This is a genomic window from Mycobacterium sp. GA-1199, from assembly GCF_001500045.1.
GTDB lineage: Bacteria > Actinomycetota > Actinomycetes > Mycobacteriales > Mycobacteriaceae > Mycobacterium.
In genome coordinates this window covers 36994-51708 of record NZ_LQIX01000024.1, presented here as the reverse complement: position 1 = coordinate 51708, position 14715 = coordinate 36994, and the positions used below count along the sequence as shown (strand labels likewise).

14 protein-coding genes are annotated in these 14715 nt (G+C 67.2%); 6 read left to right on the top strand and 8 right to left on the bottom strand.

The annotated features are described in order from the left end of the window. Positions 1-179: 179 nt before the first annotated feature. The 4 genes from AU198_RS17195 to AU198_RS17180 form a co-directional block, all read right to left on the bottom strand. Positions 180-1355: a thiolase family protein gene (locus AU198_RS17195; protein ID WP_064349588.1), complete on the bottom strand. Its 1176-nt coding sequence runs from the start codon at positions 1353-1355 to the stop codon at positions 180-182. A 64-nt stretch (positions 1356-1419) separates the two neighbouring features. Beyond that, positions 1420-2325, bottom strand: coding sequence for an enoyl-CoA hydratase/isomerase family protein (locus AU198_RS17190; protein WP_064349586.1), 906 nt, complete (start codon positions 2323-2325; stop codon positions 1420-1422). 9 nt (positions 2326-2334) lie between these two features. Continuing rightward, entirely contained in the window at positions 2335-3108 is a 774-nt protein-coding gene (locus tag AU198_RS17185) for a FadR/GntR family transcriptional regulator (RefSeq protein WP_064349584.1), read from the bottom strand. Continuing rightward, positions 3105-3755, bottom strand: coding sequence for a hotdog family protein (locus AU198_RS17180; RefSeq protein ID WP_064349582.1), 651 nt, complete (start codon positions 3753-3755; stop codon positions 3105-3107). Before AU198_RS17180 ends, AU198_RS17185 begins: the two co-directional genes overlap by 4 nt. Before the next feature lie 111 nt (positions 3756-3866). Between AU198_RS17180 and AU198_RS17175 the strand changes: the two genes are divergently transcribed. Genes AU198_RS17175 through AU198_RS17150 form a run of 6 tightly spaced genes read left to right on the top strand, consistent with a single transcriptional unit; the run spans position 3867 to position 10742 of the window. Further along, positions 3867-4673, top strand: a complete 807-nt coding sequence (locus AU198_RS17175; RefSeq protein WP_064349581.1) for an enoyl-CoA hydratase-related protein — start codon at positions 3867-3869, stop codon at positions 4671-4673. Between the two features lie 15 nt (positions 4674-4688). Continuing rightward, a complete protein-coding gene (locus tag AU198_RS17170; RefSeq protein ID WP_064349579.1) occupies positions 4689-5498 on the top strand; it encodes an enoyl-CoA hydratase/isomerase family protein in 810 nt (269 codons plus the stop codon). Continuing rightward, complete coding sequence (locus AU198_RS17165) at positions 5495-6289, top strand: enoyl-CoA hydratase/isomerase family protein (RefSeq protein WP_156431642.1); 795 nt, start codon at positions 5495-5497, stop codon at positions 6287-6289. Before AU198_RS17170 ends, AU198_RS17165 begins: the two co-directional genes overlap by 4 nt. Then, positions 6289-7755 carry a class I adenylate-forming enzyme family protein gene (locus tag AU198_RS17160; protein ID WP_064349577.1) on the top strand — a complete coding sequence of 489 codons (1467 nt, stop codon included), beginning with the start codon at positions 6289-6291 and terminating at the stop codon, positions 7753-7755. Before AU198_RS17165 ends, AU198_RS17160 begins: the two co-directional genes overlap by 1 nt. Next, a complete protein-coding gene (locus AU198_RS17155) occupies positions 7748-9259 on the top strand; it encodes a class I adenylate-forming enzyme family protein (protein WP_064349575.1) in 1512 nt (503 codons plus the stop codon). Before AU198_RS17160 ends, AU198_RS17155 begins: the two co-directional genes overlap by 8 nt. Further along, entirely contained in the window at positions 9252-10742 is a 1491-nt protein-coding gene (locus tag AU198_RS17150) for a class I adenylate-forming enzyme family protein (RefSeq protein ID WP_064349574.1), read from the top strand. Before AU198_RS17155 ends, AU198_RS17150 begins: the two co-directional genes overlap by 8 nt. Here the strand turns inward: AU198_RS17150 and AU198_RS17145 are convergent. Genes AU198_RS17145 through fabG form a run of 4 tightly spaced genes read right to left on the bottom strand, consistent with a single transcriptional unit; the run spans position 10735 to position 14559 of the window. Beyond that, positions 10735-11403 carry a GntR family transcriptional regulator gene (locus tag AU198_RS17145; RefSeq protein WP_064349603.1) on the bottom strand — a complete coding sequence of 223 codons (669 nt, stop codon included), beginning with the start codon at positions 11401-11403 and terminating at the stop codon, positions 10735-10737. The two genes, AU198_RS17150 and AU198_RS17145, sit on opposite strands and share 8 nt — an antisense overlap. A gap of 2 nt (positions 11404-11405) precedes the next feature. Beyond that, positions 11406-12599 carry an acyl-CoA dehydrogenase family protein gene (locus AU198_RS17140; protein WP_064349572.1) on the bottom strand — a complete coding sequence of 398 codons (1194 nt, stop codon included), beginning with the start codon at positions 12597-12599 and terminating at the stop codon, positions 11406-11408. Next, a complete protein-coding gene (locus AU198_RS17135) occupies positions 12596-13810 on the bottom strand; it encodes an acetyl-CoA C-acetyltransferase (protein WP_064349570.1) in 1215 nt (404 codons plus the stop codon). The genes AU198_RS17140 and AU198_RS17135 overlap by 4 nt, the downstream gene beginning before the upstream one ends. After that, entirely contained in the window at positions 13810-14559 is a 750-nt protein-coding gene (gene fabG / locus AU198_RS17130) for a 3-oxoacyl-ACP reductase FabG (RefSeq protein ID WP_064349568.1), read from the bottom strand. Before fabG ends, AU198_RS17135 begins: the two co-directional genes overlap by 1 nt. Between the last annotated feature and the right edge of the window lie 156 nt (positions 14560-14715).

Genomic DNA, 14715 nt, shown 5'->3' with positions numbered 1-14715 from the left:
CACCCGCACCCCGGGCGGCATCTCCAACAGTCGATCCCAGACACACACGATCAAAGAAATCTCGACGAACCGAAACTTCGAACGGACTCGGCATAGCGCAACTCCAATCACAACAGATGTTGCACTGACCGTATGAATCCGCGGCCGAAATTCGTCGCCAGATGCACAATCGAGCGGCGCTAGACCTCGATGACGACGGCGCCGCCCTGGCCGCCGCCGGCACACATCGCCGCGACTCCGATTCCGCCGCCGCGCCGCTGCAGCTCGTAGACCAGCGTGGTGACCATCCGCGCACCCGATGCCGCGATGGGATGGCCGAGGCTGCAACCACTTCCGGAGAAGTTCACAAGCTCCTCGTCGATTCCGTACTCGCGGCACGCCGCGATCGGCACCGATGCGAACGCCTCGTTGATCTCCCACAGCGCGACGTCGGACGGCTTGAGGCCGGCGCGGTCGAGCACCTTGCCGATCACCTTCACCGCGCCGAGCCCGCAGTCGCGCGGCGGCACACCCGCTGCGGCCCAGGCTTTCACGGTGGCCAGCCTGGTGAGGTTGTTGGCGCCGGCGTAGTCGGCGTCGACAAGCGCCACCGCCGCCGCCGCGTCGTTCGTGCCGCTGCTGTTGCCCGCGGTGATCGAGAAGCCCTCGATCTCGGGGTGCAGCGGTTTGAGACCCGCCAGCTTCTCGACGGTGGTGTCGCGGCGCGGATGCTCGTCGACACTGAACTCGGTGACCGAACCGTCGAACTGCTGCACCTTCAGCGGCACGATCTCGTCGACGAACTTGCCCGCGTCCATCGCGGCGATCGCGCGCTGGTGCGACCGCGTCGCCCAGGCGTCCATCTCCTCGCGCGTGATGCCGACCGCCTGCGCGGTGTTCCACCCGACGGTGATCGACATGTCGCGTGTCGGCGCGTCAGGCGTCTCGACGTGGGTAGGCGGCATCCACTTCTCTTCGAACTTCAGTTCAGGGCCCGGGATACGCCAGTTGACCAGGGGCGTCATCGACAGCGACTGCACACCGCCGGCGATCAGCGCGCGCTCCATGCCGGAACCGATCTGCGCTGCCGCGTTGCCGATCGCAGTGAGGCTGCCCGCGCAGTGCCGGTTCACCGACTGGCCCGGAACATCGGGCAGCCCGCAGGCATCGGCCGCGTAGCGCGCCAAATCGCCGCCGCCGTAGTGAGATTCGGCGAAGATGAGGTCGTCGATGTCGTTGGGGTCGATACCCGAGCGACGGATCACCTCCGGCAGGACGGCGGTGATCAGCGTCTCCGGCGGGGTGTTGACCAGCGTGCCCTTGAACGAGCGGCCGATCGCGGTCCTGGCGGCACCGACGATGACGGGTGTTCCCATGTTTCTACCTCGGGTTTCGACGTTAGCGGCGTTACAAAACTAGCAGCTAGTGTAGCGGACCCCGCTACTCGGGCTCGGGTACGTGGAAATGCTCGTCACGCAGCCGGAACGCTTCCTTGGTGCCGTGCTGCGCGCGGGTCTTGACGAAGTTGAACTCACCCTCTGCGAACTGCAGGTTCGTCCCGTACGCGTGGAACAGGTAGCTCGCCACCTCCTCGCCCTGGTAGGCCTGGCTCTGCTCGACGAGGCGGAACGCCTCCTTGGCGATCACGACTCCGTCGGCGGGCATCTTGGCGGCCTTCTCCGCCCAATACCGGGCCCGTGCAGCGACCTTGTCGGCCTCGCAGGTCTCGGTGAAGACGCCGAGGTGTTCGACCGCGCCGGCCTCGATGATGTCGCCGGTCAGCAGCAGCCGGCGGGCCAGCACCGGTCCCAGGCGGTGGAAGAACATGTGCAGGCTGCCCAGCGCGGGCCCGAGGAAGCGGGTCGCGGGCATGCCGATCTTCGTGGTGCGGGCGATGACGGAGATGTCGGTCATCAACGCCATCTCGAAGCCGCCGCCCAGCGCATACCCGCTGATCTCCCCCACCGTGACCTTCGGGAAGCCCATGAAGTTGTGGTAGAAGCCGAAGGACTTGCGGTCCACCGTCAATCGTCGACGTTGGCTCGGGCGCCTCTTCGCCTGCGCCGAGTCCTTTGCCTTCCGCTCTTCGCGCGAGCGCTCATCGCCATCGCCGTACCAGCCGTAGGCGTTGTTCATATCGGCCCCCGTGCTGAACACCCCCTCGGCGCCTCGCAGCAGGACGACGGTGATGTCGTCGTCCTCGGCGACCTGGTCGAGGTAACGGCCGACCGTCTCGCGCATCGCCGCGTCGTAGGAGTTGCGCTGCGCGGGGTTGTTCAACGTGATGGTCGCGATCCGCTTGTCGCGGTCGACGTCGAACAGCACGCGGTTATCGGCGTTGGTCATGGCGTGTCCTCACTGAACGTCGGAAATGAGCTTGGCCTCAATGGTTTTGTCCGTTCCGGCCGCGAGCGTGTTGCGCCGGGCGACCGCAAGATGGTCGGCAGCGAGCTTGGCGGCACGGGACTGGTTGCCGTCGCGGATCGCGTCGAGCAGGCGTTGGTGATCCCGCAGCGCGGCCCGCATCGTCTTGTCGTTCATCGGATCGGCTCCGGTCTCGTCTCCCCACACCGACGACTCGTGCGCCGACCAGATCAGCTCCAAGGAGCCGATCAACAGGATCATCGGCTCGTTGCCGCAACGGGAGACGATCGTTTCGTGGAACCGCCGGGCGTTGGGGACGTATCGTGCCGGATCGTCGAATTCGTCGATCTGCCTTCGTATCTCGTCCTCGAGATGGGGTACGACCTCGGTTATGCGGTCGGCCCTGGCGGCGCACATGCTCGCGCAGATCGGTTCGAGGTGCAGCAACGCGCCGCTGACGTCCGCCGGTGTCGCCGAGCGCGCCTGCAACACCATGCTGATCATGTGCGCGGTCCGGTCCGCCGACGGTTGATGCACGATCGCACCGCCCATATTGCCCCGCCGCACCGAGATCAGCCCGTCCGTCTCGAGGATGTGGATCGCCTCACGCAACGCCGGAGGGCTCACTCCGAACTCGGCGAGCAGGCCGTCTTGAGACGGCAGCACATCGCCCTCCTTGAGCCGCCCGGACAGGATGTCGTCCCGCAACCGCGCGGCGATGATCTCCGCCACTCGCGGCTGACGAATCCTGTGCGCGTTGGTCATCTCGTCCGGCGCTTCCCGAACTGAAAGACCGACAGCCGCTCTGGTGAGGACGCCGACGTGCTGAACTCGCCGGTGCACAACACCTCGTCACCGAGCAGCAGCCGTGCCGTGGACGTCACGCGACCGTCGGCCTCCGCGCGGGCCACGTCGAACCTCAGCTCGGTGAGGATCGGCGTCGGCCTGCGGAAGGTGACGGTCAGCGAGCGGGTCTTGCCGGTTCGGCCGGTCGCGCAGCTGTGGTGCTGGGTCACGCAGTCGAAGAACACCGCGAGGAATCCACCGTTGACCAGGCCCGGCGGACCTTCGAACACGACCGGGAACGTGACCCGCCCCGACGCGGTGTCGGCGCCTAGCTCGTCGACGGTGTATTCGGGGAACGCCGGGTTGTAGGCGCCGATGTCGAAGGCGTGGTCGAGGTAGACGCGTTGCGACTCGGCGGCGTCGGGTCCGATGCGCGGTGTCGGATCCGGGGGTGCCGCCGACGCGAGCTCGCGTTCCCACTCGTCGATCTGGCGCAGCATCACATCGACGGTCGAATGTTCGTGTTCGAGCGAGAGCAGCAGACTGCTGAGTCGGCGAAGGGCGCCCGCGGCGGCGACGGTCTGCGCCAGCGGTTGCTCGCCGTAGCTGGGCGTGTCCTGTGCCATCGATGGCCTCTCGTCGGCGGCGCCGTCTATTCGACCGCTGTCCTTGCTAACTTGTACAAGATAGCAATACTGTATGTCTAACCGTATAGCTCGAGATTGGCGGATTCAACGGTGACCGATGCGGCCGACGAGGGCGTGGTGCAGACATCACGCGACGACGCGATACTGCGCATCAAGCTGAGCCGGCCCGCGCGGCGTAACGCGTTGAGCCGCAGCATGACCGACACACTCGTAGCGACGTTGACCGCCGCCGCCACCGACGACTCCCTGCGGGTCGTGCTCATCCGCGGCGACGGGTCGGATTTCTGCGCGGGGGTGGACTGGGTGGCGTCCAATGCCGGTGGTCAGCGCCCGCGGACCGGGGATATCGTCCGGCGCCAACCCCACACCGCACACCGGGTCGTCGAACTGATCCACACGCTGCACCTGCCGGTGGTGTGCACGGTGCGCGGATGGGCCGCTGCCCTGGGGTGCAACCTCGCGCTGGCAGCCGACTTCACCGTCGCCGCGGAAGACGCCGTGTTCTGGGAGCCGTTCCTCGGCCGCGGTTTCAGCCCCGACTCGGGTTCGTCCTGGCTGTTGCCCCGGCTCATCGGCCTGGCACGCGCCAAGCGGATGCTGCTGCTGGGCGAGAAGGTCAGCGGCGCCGACGCGACCGAGTGGGGCCTGATCCACGCCGCGGTACCTGAATCCGAATTGTCTGCGGTGAGCGACGAACTCGTCGAGCGGTTGGCGTCCGGACCGACCGTCGCGCTCGGCCTGGCCAAACAGTCCATCCACTACGGCCAGCACGCATCGCTCTCCGACACCATGAACAGGGAGCTCTACAACGTCGAGTTATCCTGCCGGACCACCGATTTCAAAGAAGGGCTGGCGGCGTTCCGTGACAAGCGCCCGCCGGAATTCCAAGGGCGCTGAGGGATAGGAACAGGAATGTCCCACACTTTTGACGACATCAAATACGAAGTCGACGGGCACAAGGCCACGATCACCTTGAACCGGCCGAATGCGCTCAATGCGCTGAGCCCGCACATGGTCACCGAACTTCGCGCCGCCTACGACGAAGCCGAGAACGACGACGACATCTGGATCCTGATCGTGACGGGCACGGGCCGCGCGTTCTGCACCGGCGCCGACGTCGGCGAGATCCCCGAGGACGGCCGCGTCATCTACGAGCGGCCGTATCTGTCCACCTACGAACAGTGGGAGGCCCCGCAGGAGGGCACTCCCCCGTTCCGGCGGATGGCCAAGCCGGTCCTGACGGCGGTGAACGGATTGTGTTGTGGCGCCGGGCTGGACTGGATCACCACCGGCGACATCGCGATCGCCTCCGACAAAGCCACGTTCTTCGATCCGCACGTGAGCATCGGGCTGGTCGCGGGACGCGAAATGGTCCGCCTGGCGCGGATCCTGCCCCGCAACATCGCGCTGCGCATGGCGCTGATGGGGAAACATGAGCGGATGAGTGCCGAACGGGCCTACGAGCTGGGGATGATCAGCGAAGTCGTGGAGCACGACCGGCTGTTGGAGCGCGCGCACGAGATCGCCGACATCGTGAACTCCAATGCCCCGCTTGCGGTCCGTGGCACCCGGCTGGCCATCCACAAGACGCTGGACCTACCGCTGCACGAGGCCGAGATCCTCGCCGAGACGTTCCGTGAGCGGGTGGTCCGCACCGACGACGCCGCCGAGGGCCCCAAGGCTTTCATGGAGAAGCGCGCCCCCAACTGGCAGTGCCGATGAACGCGCCGGTGACATTCGAGACGATCACCCTCGATGTGGACGCCACCGACCACGTCGCGACCATCACGCTGAACCGACCGGAGTCGCTGAACGCCTTCAACCGCACCATGTGCGAGGAGATGTCGCAGGCGTGGCACCTGGTCAAGAACGACGACGCCGTCAACGCGGTGGTGCTCCGCGCGGCGGGCGACCGCGCGTTCAGCGCGGGCCTGGACATCAAGGCGTCCTACGGCCAGCCGGACAACGTATGGAACCACGAGGATCCCGGCGAGCACCTCAGCCCGAAGTGGCAGAAGATGTGGAAGCCGGTCGTCTGCGCGGTACAAGGCATGTGCACCGCGGGGGCGTTCTACTTCCTCAACGAGGCCGACGTGGTCATCTGTTCGCAAGATGCCACCTTCTTCGACTCCCACGTGAGCGCCGGCCTGGTGTGCGCGCTGGAGCCAATCGGGCTGATGCGTCGCGTCGGGCTGGCCCAGTCGCTGCGAATCGCGTTGATGGGCAACGACGAACGCATCAGCGCCGCCACGGCACTGCAGATGGGCCTGGTGACCGAGGTGGTGCCCGTCGACCGCCTGTGGACGCGAGCGCATGAGATCGCCGCCGGCATCGCCGCAAAGCCACCGTCGGCGACACAAGGCACCGTCAAGGCGATCTGGGAGTCGCTGGAGAAGCCGTACCGCGCGGCGATGGAGCAGAACCTGATCTACACCCGGCTGGGCAATCCGCTCGGCCAGGCCGAGCTGGCCCAAGCGCCGCCGATCGTACGGTCCGAACCGAGGATCCGATGATGGGTGATCACGCGCTGCGCCAACGCATCAGGGATGTCCTCGCCCTCGATGCGGACGCGCCCGCCATCGAATACGACGGCGAATGGGTCACGTGGGGCCAGTTGGCCGGACTGGCCGCCCAGATCCACGGTGTCGGGGTGACGGGTCGGCAGGTCGGAATGTTGTTGCGCAACACGCCTGCCCACGTCGCGAGCTTCCTCGGTGTCCTGCTGGGCGGGGGCACCGTGGTGGTCGTCAACCCCTCCCGCGGCGACGACCGCATCAGGCCCGACCTCGACGCGCTTGCGCTACCGGTGGTGATCGGCGAACAGCAGGACCTGACGCGGTTGGTGCGCACTCCGGGCACCGACATGGTGGCCATCTCGACGGTCTCCGATCCCATCCGTCTGACCGCGGCGCGCGCCCTGATGCCAGAGGAGAACCGCATCGGTGTTGCGGTGCGGATGCTGACCAGCGGCACGACGGGGCCGCCCAAGCGGATCGATCTGACGTACGACATGTTGGCGCACAGCGTGATCGGCAAAGGTTACGACGAGGCGCCACCGCCGAGGCAACTGCGAGGCGGGGTGGCCATCGTCAACGCGCCCCTGGTGCACATCGGTGGGGTCTTTCGGGTGCTGCAGTGCGTCTGCGAGGGGCGTTCGTTCGTCCTGCTCGACCGCTTCGAGCTGAACCGCTGGGCCGACGCGGTGCGACGGCACCGTCCACGCGCGGTGTCGCTCGTGCCGGCCGCACTGCGCACGGTGTTGCACTCGGAGCTGACCCGCGACGATCTGGCCGGCATCCAAGCGGTCACCTCCGGAACCGCACCGCTGTCCGCCGAGGACGCCGACGCGTTCACCGAGAAGTTCGGCATACCGGTTCTGACGTCCTACGCCGCAACCGAGTTCGGCGGCGGGGTCGCCGGCTGGACGCTGGCCGATTACCACCAGTACTGGCAGACCAAGCGGGGCAGTGTGGGGCGAGCCAGCCTCGGCGCACAGCTGCGCGTCGTCGACCACGACGGGCGCCCCCTCGGCGTCGATGCGCCCGGCCTGCTCGAGGTCAAGCCCGGCCAGTTGGGTCCGGCAGCGAACTGGATGCGCACCACCGACATGGCCCGCATCGATGCCGACGGGTTCGTGTGGATCTTGGGACGCGCCGATCAGGCGATCATTCGCGGCGGTTTCAAGGTCATGCCCGACGATGTCCGCGCAGCACTGGAGAGCCACCCCGCGGTGCACAGCGCCGCCGTGGTCGGTCGGCCCGACGAACGACTCGGCGAGACGCCGGTGGCGATGGTGCAGCCCCGCGAACCCGTCGATGCCGCGACGCTCGAGGAGTTCCTGCGAAACCGCCTGGCCCGCTACGAGGTTCCCACGGCGATCGCGATCGTCGAACAGATGCCGTGCACGCCGTCGGGTAAGCCCGACCTGAGCGCGGTGCGGCAACACTTCACAGTCGAAGCCACCGTCGACAATGCCTGATCGCACCGTCGGCTCGGTGCTGCGAGCGCAGGCCGCCGCGCGCGGTGATCACCCTCTGCTGATCTGCGATGCGGACCGCTTGAACTATGCCGACGCCGAACACCGATCGGCCCTGTTGGCTCGGGGACTGATCGGTCTCGGCGCGGGCAAGGGCACGCACGTCGGCGTGCTGTATCCGAACGGGTCGGCGTTCGTCGTCGCGATGCTGGCCGCCGCGCGGATCGGCGCCGTCGTCATCCCGGTCTCGACGCTGGCGACCGCACCGGAAATGCGCGAACAACTCGGCCACGCCGACGTCGAGATCCTCTTGGCCACAGCGTCGTACCGGTCCCACGACTACCGGCAACGGCTCGCCGACGTCACAGGCCTTCCGCTGCTGCGCCACGTTCTCGTCGACACCGAGCCCCCGGAGCTCGCCGACGCCGAACTGCTGACCGCGCTCGAAGACGACGTCGAGCCGTGCGACGAATTGGCGATCATCTACACGTCGGGGTCGACCAGCGCGCCCAAGGGCGTGGTGCATACACACGCGGGGCTGCTCGACCACCAGTTGGTGCTCAACGAGATCCGCGGGCTGACCGCCGAGGTGAAGCTGTTCAGCAATTCGCCGTTCTTCTGGATCGGCGGGTGCGCCTACTCCGTACTGGCCACACTTCTCGCAGGCGCAACGCTGTTGTGCTCCAACGCCGTCGATGCCGGCGAGACGCTCGATCTGCTGGAGGCCGAGAAGCCGACGATGACCAACGGGTTCGTGGCCGGTATCGCACACCTGGCCCGCCACCCCAGCCTGCCGAGCCGCGATCTGTCGTCGATCAGGCGAGGCAACCTGTACCCGATCATGGCACCCGACGTCCGGCCCGCCGACCCCGAACTGCGCCACACCATGCTCGGCATGACCGAATCCGGCAGCGTCATCCTGGCCTGCGCCGACGAATCCGATCAGCCCGAGCACCGGCGCGGATCGTTCGGCAAGCCGGTACCCGGATTCGACGTCAAGGTCGTCGAGCCCGACACCGGAGCACCCGTGGGCGCCGGCGCCGTCGGTGAACTGTGCGCCCGTGGGCCGTTCATGATGCAGCGCTATTACAAGCGCAGCCGCGAGGAGTGCTTCGACGCCGACGGCTGGTTCCACACCGGCGACCTCGTCCGCACGGACACCGACGGCTTCTTCTATTTCGTCGGTCGCCGCGGCTCGATGATCAAGACCGCGGGCGCCAATGTCGCACCCGCCGAGGTGGAACGGGCGATCGCGAAGGTGACCGGCGGCGCTGTCGCGCACGTGATCGGCCTCCCCGACGCCGACCGCGGCCAGCTCGTCGCCGCGGTCGTCGCGCTGGAGGACGGCGCGTCGTTCGACGAGGCCTCCTGCCGCGAACGACTCAAGGCCGAGTTGTCGGCCTACAAGATCCCCCGGCGGTTCGCCGCCGTGCCCGCCGCCCATATCCCGGTGTTGTCGAGCGGAAAGGTCGACTTGTCCCGTTTGGCAGAGGTTTTCGATGTCTGAAACGATCGACGCGGTGGTGCGGCTGCGAGCCGCCGAACATGGCGACAAGCCGGCGGTGATCGACCCGTCGGCCAGGATGACCTATGCCGAGCTCGACGACGCCACGCATGAGTTGGCCGCGGCCTTCGTGACTGCGGGCGTAGGCAAGGGCAATCGGGTCGCGTTGATCATGCCCAACAGCGTCGAGTGGGTGCGGATCGCGATCGCGCTGACCCGCGTCGGCGCCGTACTGGTGCCGTTGAGCACGCTGTTGCAGCCACCCGAACTCGCGGCCCAGCTTCGCATGGCCGCGGTGCAGTTCGTGGTGGCCGTCGAGGAGTTCCGCGGCCACCGCTACCTCGACGACATCCGCGCCGAGCGCGGCAGTCTTCCCGCCCTGCGCCAGGTTTGGCGCGCGGACCGGCTGCCCCCGGGCGGCGCGGCGCCCGTCGACGAGATCGCGGCCGCCGTCACCCCGAGCGACACGTTGGCGATCATGTTCACCTCCGGCAGCAGTGGCCCGCCCAAGGGTGTGATCCACTCGCACGGCAACGCTTTGGACGCGGTGCGATCCGGTCTGGCGGCGCGTTGCATCTGCGCCGACACCCGGTTGTATCTGCCGATGCCGTTCTTCTGGGTGGGCGGGTTGGCCGGCGGTCTGCTGTCCGCGTTGCTGACCGGCGCCACGCTGGTGACCGAGGAGATCCCGCGACCGGAGACGACCTTGCGGCTACTCGAACGTGAACGCGTCACCCTGTTCCGCGGCTGGACCGACCAGGCGGCGGCGATGGCACGCGCGAACGTCACCGTGGGAGCTGACCTTTCGGAGCTGCGGCCCGGCAGCATGGAGGCGTTGCTGCCACCCGAGCAGCGCGCGGCCCCCGGCGCGCGGGCCAATTTGTTCGGCATGACCGAGTCATTCGGACCCTACTGCGGCTATCCCGCCGACACCGATATGCCGCGCTCGGCATGGGGCAGTTGCGGAAAACCCTTCGACGGCATGGAGGTCCGCATCGTCGACACCGACAGCGGTGTGCCGGTGCCGACCGGGACCATCGGAATGATCCAGATCCGCGGGCCACATGTCATGCGTGGAATCTGCCGCCGCAGCCGCGAAGACGTGTTCACCCGTGACGGCTTCTACCCCACCGGTGACCTCGGGCATGTCGATGAAGAGGGCTTCATGTTCTCTCACGGCCGTTGCGATGACATGTTCAAGGTCAGCGGCGCGACGGTCTATCCCAGCGAGGTGGAGCGCGCGTTGCGGACCATCGACGGCGTGCACAACGCGATCGTGACCGACGTGGCGGGTGCCGTCGGCGCCGCCGTGGTGTCGGAACGCCCCGTCGACGAGTTGCGCGCGGAGGCGCGAACCCGGTTGAGCGGCTTCAAGGTACCGACGGTGTGGCTTGTCACCGGCAACGACGACGACCTCCCCCGCAAGGCGTCGGGCAAGGTCGACGTCCTGGCGCTGCGCGAGGTCCTGCGCGAGCGGGTCAGGTGACCACGCCCCGCTCTGTGAGGTGGTCGATCAAGGGCTTCGCGCCCGCGGCGAGGTGCTCGGACATCTCGGCCCGGGCGAGGGCCTGGTCGTGCTGCTCCAGCGCGGCCAGCAGCCTGCGGTGGTGATCGTTCGACTTCTCCGGCCAACCCGCGATGACCGGGAACACCGATTCGGGGGCGTAGCGAGTGATCTGCGACATCAGCTGCGCGAGCTTGGGCGAGTCCGCGGCGACGTTGATGGCGCGGTGGAACTCGTGGTTGAGCCGTACCGCCCGCTCGTCGTCGGCGGCGGCATATGCGGATTCCAGGTCGGACTGGATCTGCTTCAGGTCGCGTAACTGCTCGTCGGTGATGTTGGCCGCGGCGCGCGCCGCGAGCTCCCCACCGATGTAGGCCTGAACATTCGACACGTCGGTGAGATCGCGGCCCGTCACGGGTAACACGACGAATCCGCGCCGTGGCTGTTGGGCCAGGAGCCCTTCGGCCTTCAGCTCGAACAGCGCCTCGCGGACCGGGGTGACACTGATGCCGAGTTCGGCGGCCAGTTGGTCCAGCCGCACGTACTCACCGGCGGCGTAGGTGCCGTCGAAGATGCGCTTGCGCACGAAACGTGCTACGTCCTCGGCGAGTTGCGGCCGGAAGGCGAATTCGGGCGCTGTCACCGTCACACCTGATAGTCGGCGAGCAACCGCTTGCTGATGATGTTCTTCTGGATCTCGCTGGTGCCCTCGCCGATCAACAGGAACGGCGCGTCGCGCATCAACCGCTCGATCTCGTATTCCTTGGAATACCCGTAGCCGCCATGGATCCGGAAACTCTGCTGGGTGACCTCCGAGCAGAACTCGCTCGCGAGGTACTTCGCCATGCCGGCCGCGACGTCGTTGCGTTCTCCGGAGTCCTTCAGCCGGGCGGCGTTGACCATCATCAGGTGGGCGGCCTCGACTTTGGTTGCCATCTCGGCTAATTGGAAGGCGATGGCCTGATGCTCCGAGATCGGCTTGCCGAACGTCTGGCGCTGCTGGGCGTAGCGGACCGCCAGTTCGAACGCGCGGATGCCCACACCGCACGCCCGTGCCGAGACGTTGACCCGGCCGACCTCGATCCCGTCCATCATCTGGAAGAATCCCTGTCCGGGCGCCTCGCCGAGGATGTCGTCGGCCCCGGCCACGTAGCCGTCGAAGATCAACTCGGTGGTGTCGATGCCCTTGTAGCCGAGTTTGTCGAGCTTGCCGGGGATGGTCAGGCCCGGCGCCACTTCGCCGTAGCCGACCGGCTTTTCGACGAGGAACGCGGTCAGGTTGCGATGCGGTTTGTCGGCCCCCTCGTCGGTGCGCACCAGCACCGCGATCAGTGTGGACGTGCCACCGTTGGTCAACCACATCTTCTGGCCGTCGATCCGGTAGGTGCCGTCGTCGTTGCGGGTGGCCCGCGTCCGGATCGCGGCGACATCGGATCCGAGTTCGGGCTCGGACATCGAAAACGCGCCGCGCGTCTCCCCCGTCGCCATCCGCGGCAGGTAGTGCTGCTTCTGCGCATCGGTGCCGTGCTGGCGGAGCATGTAGGCGACGATGAAGTGGGTGTTGAGCACACCGGAGATGCTCATCCAGCCGCGCGCCAACTCCTCGACGCACAGCGCGTACGTCAGCAGCGATTCGCCGAGGCCGCCGTACTCCTCCGGGATCATCAACCCGAACAGTCCCATCTCTTTCATCGCATCGACGATGGCCTGCGGGTAGGTGTCGGTCTTCTCGAACTCCGGCGCGTTCGGGATGATCTCCTTCTCGACGAATTGGCGTACGGTGGAAAGGATTTCGGTCTGTACATCGGTCAGGCCGACCGTCTGGGCGAGTTTCGTCATGCGCCGATCCTCTCGAACACCGCGGCCAGCCCCTGGCCTCCGCCGATGCACATGGTCTCCAGACCGTAGCGGGCGCCGCGCCTGGTCAGCTCGCGCGCCAGCGTCGCCAGCATCCGCCCGCCCGTCGCACCCACGGGGTGCCCCAACGAGATTCCCGAACCGTGCACGTTCGTGCGTTCGGTGTCCGCCGCGCCGAAATTCCACTCCCGCATCACCGCAAGGGCCTGTGCGGCGAACGCCTCGTTCAGCTCGATCAGGTCCATGTCGCGCAGCGACAGTCCCGCCTTGGCCAGCGCGACCTCGGTGGCGGGCACGGGCCCGATCCCCATGATGTTGGGCGCCACACCCGCCGAACCCCATGACACCAGCCGCACCAGCGGCGTCAGACCCAGCTCTTCGGCCTTGTCACGCGTGGTCACCACGCACATCGATGCGGCGTCGTTCTGGCCGCTCGCATTGCCCGCGGTGACCGTCGCCTCCGGATCCTGTTTACCGAGAACGGGTCTCAGCTTCGCCAGCGATTCGAGCGAGGTGTCCGGCCTCGGATGCTCGTCGGTGTCGATCACCTCCTCGCCCTGCCGGGTACGGACGCTGACGGGGATGATCTCCTCGGCCAGGATGCTGTCCTTCTGGGCGGCCACCGCGCGGCGATGAGACGTCACGGCGAGCTCGTCCTGCTCCTGACGCGAGATGCCGTACTGCCTGCGCAGGTTTTCGGCGGTCTCGAGCATCCCTCCGGGCACCGGGTAGTTTCTGCCGCCGGCGGTGGTGCGTCCGCGGGCCAGCGAGTCGTGCAGCGTGACGCCGCCGGGCGCAGGCCCCCACCGGATGTCGGTCGAGTAGAACGTCACGTTGCTCATGCTCTCCGCGCCGCCGGCGACCACGACGTCGTTGTCTCCGTTGGCAACCTGCATGCACGCCTGGATGACGGCTTGCAGACCCGAACCGCAGCGCCGGTCGACCTGCATGCCGGGCACGGTCACCGGCAAGCCGGAATCCAGTGCCACCACGCGTCCGATCGCGGGCGCCTCGCTGCTCGGATAGCAGTGCCCCAGGATCACGTCCTCGACCGCTTCGGCCTGAATTCCAGTGCGCTCCAGCAGCCCCTTGAGCGCTGCGACGCCGAGATCGACGGCCGTCAGCGATTTGAACATTCCGCCGTAGCGGCCGATCGGCGTGCGCACCGGTTCGCAGATGACGGCCTCACGCATCAGACGTACCTCCCGCCGGTGACCTCGAGGACCGTGCCGGTCATGTAGGACGACAGGTCGCTGGCCAAAAACAGCGCGACCTTGGCCACCTCGTCGGGCTCACCGGCGCGACCCATCGGCACCTCGGCGAGCTTTTGATCCCAAATGCGTTGCGGCATCGCCTCGGTCATCGCCGAGCGGATCAATCCGGGCTGAATCGCGTTGACCCGCACGCCCAGATGGGCGAGTTCCTTGGCGGCAGCCTTGGTCATGCCCACGATGCCGGCCTTGGCCGCCGAATAGTTCGTCTGCCCGACCAGGCCGACCTTGCCCGAGATCGACGACATGTTGATGATTGCGCCGCGCTTGTTCTCGCGCATGATCGGTGCGGCCGCCTTCAGCCCGTTCCATGTGCCCTTGAGGTGCACGGCGATGACCTGATCGAACTGCTCCTCGGTCATCTTGCGAAGCGTTGCGTCACGGGTGATCCCGGCGTTGTTGACCATGATGTCCAGACCACCGAACCGCTCCACGGCGGCACCGACCAGGGCCTCGACGTCGTCGGCCTTGGTGACGTCGCTACGCACGGCGATCGCGACCGGATCTTTCGAGGCGCCGCCGAGCCGCTCGGCCGCCTCCTCGGTCGCCGCCAGATCCAGATCGCCCAGCACCACCCGGGCACCCTCGGCGATAAACCGTTCGGCGATCGCGTATCCCAGACCCTGTGCACCTCCGGTCACGACCGCCGTCTGTCCGGCCAACAGCGACACCTGATCACCCCTTCCGCTGGTCAAGGCCCACCCGGGGCCGCATCAATCGGACATCATATTTCATATATGATCGCCTCCATTCGATGGCCCGACCGGTCGCACGGCGCGGGCGTTCGCCGTCGCACCGATCGACACTCGGATGGACAGATGAGGGAC